Genomic DNA, 11,476 nt, shown 5'->3' on the forward strand with positions numbered 1-11,476 from the left:
TACGCCTGGGGTTCATCTGGTCCTTCCGTCAGCTGACTTTGTCAGCGATCTGCTTGGCCAGGTCCGTGGCCTGAGCGCCGCCACCCGAACTGCACGCCAATACGTCGATCACCACATCAACCTTGGTCGTCAGCACGTGCTGACAACTGCGTCCCGGCTCGGTGAACACCGCAGTGAGTGTGCCCGCGTCGGACGTGACCGCACCGACCGCCAGTTGCCGCGGCGGCTGGCCGTCGGCCGTGAACGTGACGGCCGTGTTCGCGCAGCCGGGCCACGTCGCCGCGGCCGGAATCCGCTCTGCCGCTTGAGGTGCCGGGTAGCCTACGGTGTACGCCACCATCCACACATTCGGATCCGCCGGATTGTGCAGTTCCATTCCCGACATTCCCGTGAATCCGGGCGCGAAGGTCCCGGAGCTGCCCGCGTCCGCGACACCGGCACACGGCGGGGGAGTGGCCGTACCACCCCGTGGAGTTTCCGCGGTGACGATGGTCGCGTTCGCCATCGGCGGCGACTGCATGACGGCGCTCACCGCTTTTCCGTCAGGGAGCAGGTTCGCCAGATCGATGCGGTGGGTGGGGACCGCCGCCTTGGGCGGTGCCGCGGGTGCCGTCGGTTGCGTCGGCCGGTTTCCGGAGTCGCGGGTCAGGTAGGTCATGCCGGCCACAAATCCTGCCGCAAGCACTACGGCGACCGCGATCATCGCAGCTTTCGGGGAACCTGCTTTCGTGCCGCCCGGCAGCCGAAGTCGTCGGTACACCACGAAACCGGCAACCGCGCCCAGCAGCAACAGGACACCGATATCCAGCGCCCACCAGCGCAATTCGTGGTGCCACAGCTGGTCGTCGACGGACATCAGCGGAGCAATCTTGAGCAGGTCGACCACGCTCGCCGACGCCGCGAATCCCCATCGCCCTGGCAGGAACCACGACGCCTGGTCCAGGCCGACGCGTCCCGTCACGGGGATCATGCCGCCGGAGAACACGATCGACAGCATGATGACGACGACGAGCATCGGCAGGATCTGCTCGCTGGACCGCGCCAGCGAGGACAGCAGCAGGCCCAGGATCGCCGAAACGATTGCTGCCACAGTCAGACTCACGTAGAAGTCCAGGGTCGCGCTGCCCAGCAACAATGCGCCTTGCGTGGGCGCGCCCTTGCCGATCACCACGATCGCCACGACGATCGCAGTCTGAATCGCGGTGAACGCGCTGTACACAACGATTTTGGCGGAAAGGTACGCGGCGGCCGACAGCCCGACCGCCTGCTCCCTGCGGAAGATGGTGCGCTCGCCAACCAGATCACGGATCGTCAGTGCGGTTCCCATGAACACTGCCGCGATATTCGCGACGATGAGCAACTGGTTCGGCTCGTTGGGGGAGTGGCCCACGGTCGCCACCCCGAATCCGGTGTCCCCCGGCACAATCAGCGACATCGCCCCCAGGATGAACGGCAGCAGCAACAAGAAGCTGGTGTAGATCCGATCGGCGAAGATCAGCTGCAACTGCCGGCGCGCGACGGTGAGCATCTGGCGACCGGTGCTGGTGCGCGCCGGTGCGCCGAGCGGGCCGGCAGGTTCCGGCGGTGCCGGCGGTTGGTTGGCAGCGGGGTTGTTCTGCAGGAAGACGGCATGCGCCGCATCGGGATTGGCCGATACCCAGGCGAAGATGTCCGCCCAGTCCTGCGTTCCCATCGCCGATCCGACCGCTTGCGGCGGTCCCGCGTAGACGGTCTTGCCGCCGGGCGCCAGGAGCAGCACCTGGTCACACATGTTCAGGTAAGTGAGGGAGTGCGTCACCACCAGCACCGTGCGCCCGGCATCGGCCAGCCGCCGCAACATCTGCATGACCTGGCGGTCCAGCGCCGGGTCCAAACCGGAAGTGGGCTCGTCGAGGATCAAAAGCGAAGGGCCGGTAAGTAGTTCGAGCGCCACCGATGCGCGCTTGCGCTGCCCGCCCGACAGCTTGTCCACGCGCTTGTCGCGGTGCTGGGTGAGTTCCAACTCGGCGAGCACCCGTTCCACCACCGCGCTTCGATCGTCCTTGCTCGTATCCGGCGGCAACCGAAGTTCGGCGGCATAGTTCAGCGCCTGGCTGACCGTCAGTTGGCGGTGTACAACGTCGTCCTGCGGCACCATGCCGATCCGCGACCGGAGCGACGCATAGTGCGCGTGCACGTCGTGTCCGTCGAAGGTGACCTGCCCGGACGTCGGTTTGGTGACGCCGCCGAGCAGCCTGATCAACGTCGACTTGCCCGCGCCCGACGGTCCGATCACCGCCGTGAGGGTGCCGGGCCGGGCGTCGAACGAGACGTTGGTGAGCAGTTGGTGGCCGTCGATGGCGAGTCCGACCTGGCGTACCTCGATGCCACCGGTCGCGACTGCCTGCCGCGACTGGACCGCGGTACCGCCGGTGAACACCAGATCCGTGTTGCCGACGGTGATGACGTCACCGGGACGCAGGGTGACGGCCTCGACCCGGTGCCCGTTGACGAAAGTGCCATTGCCCGAACCGTTGTCGTACAACTGCGTTCCGGTCGGGGCGGGCACCAGGTAGGCGTGAATTCGGGAGGCCAGCGAATCTTCGACCTTGATGGTCGCAGTCGAGTGTCGCCCGATGGTGACGGCCCCAGGGGGCGGACCCGACGAGCGTTGTGGCGCGGGGGCGGGCTGACGCGGCGGTGGAGGCGGCGACTGCCGCTGAACCGGCCGTGGCGGCAATGGAGGAGCCGGCTGCGACGGACGCGGGGCCGCCGTCTGTGGCGGCGGCTGCCGGTACTTGGCGACCGGGATGACCTGTGTGGCGGTCCGGAAATGCAACTGCGGTCCGTCCGGAGCACCGACAGCCAGGACGAGGTCGTCACTGATGACAGCCGACGGCACACGCGTCCGGTTGGCGAAGATTCCGTTGCGGGACTTGTCGATTGCCACCCACTGACCGACTCCGGGATCCACCCGGATGATCAGATGCAACCGGGACACCACGTGCTTGGCGCCGGGGCCGGCGTCAGGGATCCTGACGTCCGAGGCCTCGCCACGACCGACGGTGACCTCCTTGCCGGGCGGGAAGGTGAACATTGCGCCGCCGAGCGTCACGATGAGCGGCGGGACGGAGCTCACGAATGCACTCTCCTCACTGGTAGCGCTTGTAGCAGCCCTCGTCGTCGGTGGCCAGCCCGGCCCGGAACGCCGCGATCCGGGTGAACGCAGCCGGAACACCCTGTCCGTCGACGGCCGTGGCGACGTAGCCGTTGGTGAGCAGCCCGGCGACGGCCTTGTCCAAGTCGCCGGCGGTCAGCTGCAGGCTGGCCCCACTGGGCAGGTCGTGCGGCTTGGCCATCTGACGCTGGGCCTGTGCGGTCAAGCAGGCCGTGCGTAAGGCGGCCGTCGGGTCGTCGAGCTTCACCCCGCGCTGGCTCTCGAGCGCCATCATGTACCGCGACACCACAATCGAGAACGCCGTGTTGTCGCCCTGAATGAGACTCTTCTCGGCCATGTCCGCCGGCGTGCCGATCTGCGCAAGTGCCGGCAGATTCACGGAGATCGTGTTGGTCGACGGACAGTACGAAGCAGGTGAATCACCCTGGGAGATATCACATTTCGCTGCACCGTACGTCAACTTCGGCGGCTGCTTCGGCGAGTAGATCACCCCGAGCAACTCAACCAGGGTGCCGATCGTGTCCTTGTCGACGGGCAGGTCGGCCGACCGGTGCTCGTCGTCCATCGGCTCATCTTCGAGCTCCATCGGCAGGCCCTTGCGGCGCTGCTTGATGTCGTTCAGATCGATGGCCGCGCACGCCTGCGGTCCGACCGTGAAGCCCTGCTGGAACGCGCTCACGCGGTCCAGCGCCGTGCCGTGTCCGTCGGTGAGCATGTCGTCGTCGTGCGGTCCCAGCGTTGGATCCCGGACGGTGATCAGCCCGGCGAGCACATGGTTGAGGCCGTCGCCGGTGCTCATCATGAACCGCTTGGAATCACCCGCCGCGACGTAGTGCAGATAGGCGCCGGCGAAGCAGTCGGCCTGCTGTTCACGGACGATGACGGGTGTACTACGAGTCACCAATTTCGCCATGTACTGGATCGCGTGGCCGTATTCATGCCCGATCAGCCCCGCGACGGAGACGTCACCGAAGTACTTGCGCCCCGTCGGGACCATGATGCCGCGGTCCCAGGCCATCAGCTTCTCGCTCGGGCAGTAGAAGGCGTTCACCAGACCGGCGGTGTCCTCGTCACACGCTTCCGGACTGTTCCGATCGCGGGCGTCGTACGACAGGAACTTCTCGATGGGCTTGAACGAACCCTTCAAACCCGACGCGCTGTAGTCGTGTTGCCAGTACTCGGCGATGTCATTGATCGCCTGCAACGCCAGTCGGTCGACGTCGCTGTTGTTGGTGTTCTGCACCTTGCCGACCGCGGCCGGTGCGTTGTCCCGCAACCCGCTCGGCCCGTCCTTGGCCGGGAGGTCGGCGACATGGAAGGGGTCGTTGACCGGCGACACCGCGGTACCGGTGACGGTCGGCGCGCAGCCGGCCAGCATCGCCACCGCGCACAGCGCCACCGAACGTCGCAGCGCCGTTCCGCTTCTCACCCGCAATCCGAAATCGCCTGTCATCGTGCCCCCTGACGTTCGGTTCAGACTATGGCCTGCCGGCAGCTTCAGAACAGCGAACGGCGCACCCCGATTTCAGGGTGCACCGTTCATCGGTCGGGCTGTCAGAACTGACCGGTAGCGATCTTCTGAATACCCTTGTGGACCTGAATTCCGATGTAGCCCAGCACAACTGCGATGACACCGTTGATCACCACAGCCAGGATCAGCATTGCCGTGAGGCTACCGCTGACGTAGGGGCTGCTGCTGACACCCGCCAGGCCGATGATGCCGAACAACAGACCCAGCAGGCTGGCCACCGCGCCCACACCGCAGATCCCGTAGGCCACGAACTGCGCAGCCAGCTTCGTGCCCAAGGCCAGGAAGCAGTAGGCCAATCCGAGCCAGATCACGCTTGCGATGAGCGAACCGATCCCGCCGAACAGGCTCAGGAACAACCCGATGAGCACCGCTCCGCCGTAGCCGAGGTAGACGAACTGGTTGGAGCCCTGGGGGTTGTTCCGCATGTTCTGGAACCACGGCTGTTGGATCAGCTCGCCGCGGACACCGCGCGTCATCAACCGGAAGATGAACGAATCACCCTTCGTGAGCAGCGACTTCGCCATGTCGACGGGCGTTTGCTGCGGACCCGCCGGTCCGCCGAACTGCGGTCCGCCGAACTGCTGCCCGCCCGGACCGGGGTATCCACCCGGCTGGGGTGAGCCGAAGCCAGGCTGGGCACCACCCGGACCGAAGCCTGGCGGCGGCACCGACGCACCGAAACCCGGGGCACCGAAGCCAGGGGCGCCGTAGGTCGGCGCGCCGAACCCCGGCGGGGGCGGCGGCACGGGCGCACCCGCCGGATTCCACGACTGCTCGGGCTGCGGTGGCACCGGTGCTGCGGGCTGACCGAACTGCGGCTGCGGAGCCGGCGGCTGATAGCCGGGCTGCGGCGGCTGCCACTGCGGAGCAGCGGGCGGCACCTGCTGGCCATAGGGATTCGGCGCGGCGGGAGGCTGCGGCGGCTGCCACTGTGGGGTCGCGACGGTCGGCGGAACGACCTGCGTCTGGTCGCCCGCCTCCGGAGCGGCTGCGGCCGTCGGCTGCAACGCCGACCGGTCGACGAACTGGGTCTTCTCCTCGAGATCACCAGCCGCCGGTGGCTGCTCACTCACCGAGCCGGCCTCGTGATTTTCGGACATATCGTGGTCTCCCTAAAAATTGACTACTCAAGACACCGTACGGGCGCCGACAGCGCAATCGCGCAGCGGTGTCACACGCGCTGCGCGCCGCACGAACCCGTCAGAACCGGATGTTCCGGATGCTGTCGTAAACGCCGGCGATCCACAGCAGCAACGGAATCACCGCGGCAATCGCCGCACCGTCGGTCAGCTCCAGGATCCGCTTGGTCACCGGTGACACACGGCCGACACCGTCGGTCGCGCCGACCGTGATCAGCGCGACGACCGCGAGCCCCACATACAGCACGATCGCCAGCCAGGCGCTATCAGCGTCCCAAGAGACCAACTTGATCATCACGCCGGTCGGGATGGACACCGTTGCAGCCAGCAGTGCCCAGCCACACCACCGCTCGGCATACAGTCGCGACCGGAAGCCGCACACAACTGTCACCAGTCCCGCGACGATCAGCGAGTGCACGAAGAAGTGTCCCTGCACCACGATCGCGATGGCACCGTAGGTCAGCACCGTGACACCTGCGCTCAGGAAGCCGATCAGCAGCTGCCGCGCGAGCGTGCTGCGTTCGGTCAGCCGCGCCGCGGAATCAGGCACCGAGTCGATGATCGCGCGCCATGTCGCCGACTCCTCGTCGGTGACATCACTGTGCGCAGCAACAGGATCCAGGAGTTCCTCGTTCGCGATCACCTCACCCGGCGCGGGAATCGGCGGCAGCGCGATCCGCGCCACCGCGACCGTGAGCTTCGCCGCGTTGGTGATGACGATGAGACCGACGGCGATGGCGCCCGCCGGAACCCACGACGCTCCGCCGTATCCATACGCGATGGCCGCGCCCGTCACCGCGGCCGCGATGACCGCCAGGAAAGCCGCCACCGCGGCGCGTTTCCGCGGCCCGCCGCGGGTTGCCAGTACGACGATCAGGATCACCGCCGCCGCACCCGCGAGCTGGGGCGCACCCATGTCGTTGATCCCGTACGGCAGCGGAACCGCCAGTGCCGCGGCGCCGCCCAACAGCGGCAACGACGCCACGAGAAGACTCTCGGACAGATCGGCGTTGTCGTACCGCCCCTTGGCGATGAAGCTGCCGGCCAATACCAAGGCACCGAGCAGCCCGAGGGCGACCGGCCACCACCAACCGTGGCCGGACTGCGACCACGCCCACAACGATGCCCCGGTCGTCGCGAACGTTGCGACTGGGATAGCAAGTCCGACCAGCTTTTTCAGCGCTTGACCGTCGAACTCAGGAGACTCCTCGAGCACCGCCATGGCGTCGATCACGTCCTCGACCAGCGGCCGGTACCGCTCGGTGCGGCTCACCGACACCAAGGTCAGCAAGGCCCCGTCGACCACGCCGGCGTCATCGAGCGACTCGGTGGACTTCAGCGGCGGTGAGCCCGGGCGCGCGAAAGCCCACACGCCCTGCGCTTTGAAGTCGAATCCGGCCAGTACATCCGCCGGGGTGTCGTCGAGCAGATCGGCAAGGACGTTCACTGTCTCGTCGATATAAGTCTCGATCGCCGTGGACGCCGGGAGGACCAGGTCGGTCATGCGTCGACCGGTCAGGATGGTGACCCGGGTGGTCGACTGCCTTGTCGGACTGTCAGCTGCCGCGGTAGGCGCAGCGGTTGCGGGGCCGGCCGATGCGGTCACCGACGCTCGAGCCTGTCGAAGTCGTCCGACAGCGCCGCGGCGAGCTCGGTGATGCGGCGCTGGTACGTCTTGCCCAGCAGATCGAACTGGATGTCCGAACCGGCGGCGATGTGCTTGTCCCACGGCAGCACGACGACGCGGCCCGCCGGCACATGCCGCTCGAACTGCTGCACCAGGTCGTCGACGTCGATGTTGGTCTTGCCCGGGGTCACGTGATTGATGACCACACATGCCCGGCCCAGCAGGTCCTGATATCCGTTCTGCCGCAACCAGTCCATGGTCACCGCGGCCTGGCGGGCACCGTCGATCGAGGCGCTGGCCACGATCACCAGACCGGATACGGTCGACAGCACGGCACGCGAGGCCTGGTGGAACAAGCCTGCGCCGCAGTCGGCGAGCACCAGGTTGTAGTACTGCGAGACGATCTTGACCGCAGCGGCCCAGTCCTCTTCGTTGAAGTCACGGCGGGCGACGCTGTACTCGGCCGACGACAGCACCTCGAGGTTTGAGGCGTTCATGCTGGTGTAGGCACGGATGTCGTTGTAGCGAGCAAGTTCCTTGTCGGACAACAGGTCCGAGATGGTCGCGGCCGACTGCCGGCCGGCGCGGTCGGCCAGGTTGCCGCCGTCCGGATCGGCGTCGACAGCCAGGATCCGGTCGCCGCGGACCTTCGCCATGACAGAGCCCAGGGTGACGGTGACGGCCGTCTTGCCGACGCCGCCCTTCAGTCCCAGCACACCGATCTGGTACGAGTCGCGGGCGTTCCGGCGAATCCGGGTGTAGAGGTCCAACTCGTAGAGCTCATCGGGCGACAGGCCCAGGTTGATGCGCGTCAGCAGATAGAGCACGTGGCGCCAGCCGCGCTGCGACGGCATCTTCACCCCGGCCCGCACACCCACGTGGGACAGCGCGTCGATGGCGCGGTGGTCGCCGATGGTGGCGGCCGACGTCTGGTCCGGCATGTGCTGCTCGGTCCACTGCATGTCGGCCTGGGGATGATCCATGGCGTAGTGCTGTGGCGGCGGCTGCATGTGCCGCGGTGGGGGCGGCATCATCATCGGAGCGTGCTGCGGCTGCTCGTACTGCGCGCCGGCCATGGGGGCGCCCTGCGGCGAGCGCATCAGGCCGTTCTGCATGAATTGCGGTGGCGTAGGCGGCATTTGAGTCGTCACTTCAGACGGCCGCGGCGGCGGGACCATGCCCGGCGGCTGCTGCGCTTGCCCAGCAATGGGCAGACCGGACGGCGATTCGGCCCCTGCAGCCGAGGCAGCGGCCGCTGAGGCCGACATCTGCGCGGCGGCAGCAAGGGTCGCATGGTCGACGGTGCGCGTGGCTTCCTCGTTGTCGGCCTGGCCCGGCGAGTTGTTGAAAAGCCGGTCGTAGTCGGCGGACATGAGTACCTCTCGATTGTGTGTTGGTTACCCGGGAACGCACATGAGGTGGGCAGAGTCGACCCTACGCCGACCTGCCCACCTCCTGTGTTGCGTCGCGTGTATCGCCTAGCCGAACATTCCGGTGACGCCGTGCTCGGTCGACTGCATGTTGCCGCCGGCCTCGCTGACGGCATGCCCGAGGCTCTGCAGCGCGTTGTTGAGCTCCATCGCAGTGTTGTCCCAACGCTGCTGGACGGCCTGGTAGGCCTCGGAACCCGAGCCGCCCCAGACGGAAGCCAGCTTCGCCAGCGAGGCCTTGCCCTCGTCCAGCAGGCCGTGCGTCGTGTTCACCGCACCAGCCAAGTCGCCGGCACTTCCTTCGATGCCCGCGAAATTCCAATCCTGTGCCATTTGTCTTCTCCGCTTCTAAATCGTTGTACGTGGTGGTCGATGTCTAACTAGATCTGCATCTGGCTCGACAGCGACGACCCGGCGTCGGAGTCGGCCGCGGTGTACTGCACGCCGGCGGTCTGGATGTTGGCGGAGATGTCAGCCAGCTCCTTGAGCTGCTGCGTCATGGCCTCGTCGAAGCGCGCCAGAGCGGCCTGCGCGGCCATACCCGCTTCCGGGGTCTTCATGTGCGCCGCGAGCTGGCCCGCTACCGCATCGACGTGGGTCTTCACGCCGGTCAGCTCGCCCGCGATGCGATCGAAATTTCCTGCCTCTGAGGCGAGGACTTCGGCATCTGTATTCATGCTCGTCATGCTGGATCACCTTTTCTGTTTCCTGTGTCCTCACCACGGGAATGGCGAGTCCTTGCCGACCCCCCTGGGCCGGAAAGCCTTGTGTGAAACGACAATTCACCAATCGTCGTCATCGTCGTCGAGGTCCTGTACCAGTACCCCAGGTGCTTTGAGGGCATCCCTCGTCCCTCCGCCCTTCTCTGCTTTACCGCCGGGACCCATTCCGGCCCCCGCCCCGCCGGCACTGCTCACCGGCGCCTTTCCGGCGCCGGAAGCGCCCGCCGCCGCGCCGGTCTCCAACGAAGCGGTCGAGGCACCATCGGGGCCACCGACCAGCGAGGCCATCAGCGGCGTCCGCGGTGCGGAACCGCCCATGCCCGGCAGTGACGCTGCGCGCACCAGCCCCGCACCCGATGTCGCGCCCGAACCACCCGCCAGCGGATGGTTGGAGAAAGGGCTGGCGCCCATGAGGCCGATCTGCGGCCCGTTGTTCTGACCGAAGCTGCTTCCCAGCTGACTGAAAATCTGTGTCGCCTGCTGCATCGGCTGGCTCAACTGCTGAACCGGCTGCGTGATGAGCTGACCGAGCTGCTGCGGAAGCTGCGCGACCTGCGAACCGACCTGCGACACCACCTGCATCATCATCTGCGAGCCCTGCTGGCCTTTGTCCTGCTGCTCGCTGGCACGCTGCGCCGCCGATTCCACCTTGGACGCCTGCCCCTGGGCACGTTGTCCCGCGAAATTCGCCTGCGCCGCAGCATTGCCCACCATCAACGCCGCATCTTCGATTGCCGACTGGCTGGCCACCTGCGAGATGACCAAATTGCGCGCCACCGCCTCCGAAACCCCCATCGCGGCTCGCGCGACGATGGCCGCTTCCGTTGCCTCGCCGACACCAGGCATCACGATGGGCTTTGGCGGCAGAATGGGTTCGAACAACGTGTTCATCGTGGTCTCGGCCTGATATGTCTCCATCACCGAGCCCGCCAGCGCCCACATTCGCGCGTAGTCCGCCTCGTTGAAGCCGATGGGCACCGTATTGATACCCAGGAAATTCGTGGCCTCGAGGACGCCGTGCGTGACGTGGTTCATCTCGATTTCCGGCAGCTGCGGAGTGGTGGCCAAAGCCAAGCTGTAAGACTCGGCCTGTGCCAACGCCTGCATCGCGCGCTTCTGTGCCTGCATGGCAGTGGTGTGTAGCCAGGTCACCATCGGTGTGGTGGCGGTGACGGCTCGTTCACTGCCCATACCGGACCAGTTCGCGCTCAGCTCCGCCAAGCTGGCGGCGAGCTCCACCGCCTGCGTCTCCAGGGCGACGGCCAACGCTTCCCACCCGGCGGCTGCTTGCAGCATCGGCGCAGGGCCTGCACCGGCCATGAGTCGGCCGGTGTTCATCTCCGGCGGGAATGCTCCATAGAACATCGCCGGCATGGCGGGAAGTGCCACCATAATTAGCTGTCCTCAGGCTCTGTGTGGGCTCGTCGCACGCGGTGGCTAGATCAGGGTCGCTGACGTGGCCACGTCGGTGGCCTCATACATGGCGCCCGCCTCGACGTACGCGGCGCCGGCGCGCGCCAGCTCTTCCTGCGCGAAGGCGTTGATGCCCATGACCTCGACGCCCTCGACGGCGAAGGCCATGGCGGCCTGCATCGACACCTCATCCGCACCGGCCGGAACCAGAGTGCTGGCCTCCGTCATGGTGGCAGTACCGGTCGCAACTCCACGGGCTCCGTTGGCGACAACCTGGGTGCCGACGCCAATTGCGCCCTCTTCGTGCTGCAAAGGCTGCATTTCATTTCTCCTTACCAAATTCAAGATCGCGGTATGGAATTGTGCGAACGGCACAGAAACGAATTGAAGATCCCCACGGAACCCCCGTTCCCCCTTTGCCGATCAGCGGGCGTTTAGCGTTGCTGAACGTCTGAAA

9 protein-coding genes are annotated in these 11,476 nt (G+C 66.6%); all 9 read right to left on the reverse strand.

What is annotated here, in order from left to right; genetic code table 11:
* Positions 1-28: 28 nt before the first annotated feature.
* Entirely contained in the window at positions 29-3,076 is a 3,048-nt protein-coding gene (locus VXD91_RS23445) for an ATP-binding cassette domain-containing protein (protein ID WP_346416664.1), read from the reverse strand.
* Positions 3,077-3,131: 55 nt separating this feature from the next.
* Entirely contained in the window at positions 3,132-4,586 is a 1,455-nt protein-coding gene (locus VXD91_RS23450; RefSeq protein WP_346416584.1) for a neutral zinc metallopeptidase, read from the reverse strand.
* Between the two features lie 125 nt (positions 4,587-4,711).
* A complete protein-coding gene (locus VXD91_RS23455) occupies positions 4,712-5,788 on the reverse strand; it encodes a hypothetical protein (protein ID WP_060999999.1) in 1,077 nt (358 codons plus the stop codon).
* Between the two features lie 100 nt (positions 5,789-5,888).
* A complete protein-coding gene (gene eccD, locus VXD91_RS23460) occupies positions 5,889-7,433 on the reverse strand; it encodes a type VII secretion integral membrane protein EccD (RefSeq protein ID WP_082762262.1) in 1,545 nt (514 codons plus the stop codon).
* Entirely contained in the window at positions 7,430-8,827 is a 1,398-nt protein-coding gene (locus VXD91_RS23465; protein ID WP_061000004.1) for a MinD/ParA family protein, read from the reverse strand. The genes eccD and VXD91_RS23465 overlap by 4 nt, the downstream gene beginning before the upstream one ends.
* A 105-nt stretch (positions 8,828-8,932) precedes the next feature.
* Complete coding sequence (locus tag VXD91_RS23470) at positions 8,933-9,217, reverse strand: WXG100 family type VII secretion target (RefSeq protein WP_061000005.1); 285 nt, start codon at positions 9,215-9,217, stop codon at positions 8,933-8,935.
* Between the two features lie 47 nt (positions 9,218-9,264).
* Positions 9,265-9,570 (reverse strand): WXG100 family type VII secretion target, encoded by a 306-nt coding sequence (locus VXD91_RS23475; protein ID WP_061000007.1) that lies wholly within the window; start codon positions 9,568-9,570, stop codon positions 9,265-9,267.
* A 96-nt stretch (positions 9,571-9,666) separates the two neighbouring features.
* Positions 9,667-10,998, reverse strand: a complete 1,332-nt coding sequence (locus VXD91_RS23480; RefSeq protein ID WP_346416585.1) for a PPE family protein — start codon at positions 10,996-10,998, stop codon at positions 9,667-9,669.
* 45 nt (positions 10,999-11,043) lie between these two features.
* Positions 11,044-11,340: a PE family protein gene (locus tag VXD91_RS23485; RefSeq protein ID WP_061000009.1), complete on the reverse strand. Its 297-nt coding sequence runs from the start codon at positions 11,338-11,340 to the stop codon at positions 11,044-11,046.
* Positions 11,341-11,476: the final 136 nt, after the last annotated feature.

Origin of the sequence: Mycobacterium sp. SM3041 (genome assembly GCF_039668335.1) — a bacterium.
Lineage (GTDB): Bacteria > Actinomycetota > Actinomycetes > Mycobacteriales > Mycobacteriaceae > Mycobacterium.

Coding starts and splice junctions, on each gene's coding strand:
- VXD91_RS23445 (WP_346416664.1), bottom strand. CDS start 3,076: ATGTTCACCTTCCCGCCCGGCAAGGAGGTCACCGTCGGTCGTGGCGAG.
- VXD91_RS23455 (WP_060999999.1), bottom strand. CDS start 5,788: ATGTCCGAAAATCACGAGGCCGGCTCGGTGAGTGAGCAGCCACCGGCG.
- VXD91_RS23465 (WP_061000004.1), bottom strand. CDS start 8,827: ATGTCCGCCGACTACGACCGGCTTTTCAACAACTCGCCGGGCCAGGCC.
- VXD91_RS23470 (WP_061000005.1), bottom strand. CDS start 9,217: ATGGCACAGGATTGGAATTTCGCGGGCATCGAAGGAAGTGCCGGCGAC.
- VXD91_RS23475 (WP_061000007.1), bottom strand. CDS start 9,570: ATGACGAGCATGAATACAGATGCCGAAGTCCTCGCCTCAGAGGCAGGA.
- VXD91_RS23480 (WP_346416585.1), bottom strand. CDS start 10,998: ATGGTGGCACTTCCCGCCATGCCGGCGATGTTCTATGGAGCATTCCCG.
- VXD91_RS23485 (WP_061000009.1), bottom strand. CDS start 11,340: ATGCAGCCTTTGCAGCACGAAGAGGGCGCAATTGGCGTCGGCACCCAG.